At 59.7% G+C, this 434-nt stretch carries 2 pseudogenes; both read left to right on the forward strand.

Annotated elements, in window-relative coordinates:
• Positions 1-177 (forward strand): annotated as a pseudogene (locus C5B91_RS21815) (gfo/Idh/MocA family oxidoreductase); the annotation flags it as partial.
• A gap of 44 nt (positions 178-221) precedes the next feature.
• A pseudogene (locus tag C5B91_RS21820) lies at positions 222-434 on the forward strand (MBL fold metallo-hydrolase); the annotation flags it as partial.

Below are 434 nucleotides of genomic sequence, written 5' to 3' on the forward strand. Positions count from 1 at the left end.
GTCGACATCGGCTTCGAACAGATCGACCAGATGGAAGAGGAGTTCGAGTACTTCGCCCACTGTCTACTGACCGACACCGAACCCTACGCCGACGGAGAGCACGGCCTCGTCGACATCAACACTATCAAAGCCGTCTACGAGGCCTCCGAGACAGAGTCGACGGTCACGCTCGATTGAACGCGGTGCGAGATTTTTTGACCCGGCCAGGCATAGTTCGGCACATGGTTCAGTCAACGTGGGACGACTGGTTCGTCCGCGACGAGATTGAAGCGACAGACCCCGGCGACGGTGTCGTGGTCTGGTATCTCGGCTGTAACGGGTTCGTGCTCCGCTCGCAGTCGACGACGCTGTACATCGACCCTTACTTCGGGACTGGCGACCCACCGAACCTCATCCGCATGATTCCGGTACCGATGGATCCCGCCGATGCGACC

Source organism: Haloferax sp. Atlit-10N, from assembly GCF_003586325.1.
In the GTDB taxonomy this organism is placed as follows: domain Archaea; phylum Halobacteriota; class Halobacteria; order Halobacteriales; family Haloferacaceae; genus Haloferax; species Haloferax prahovense.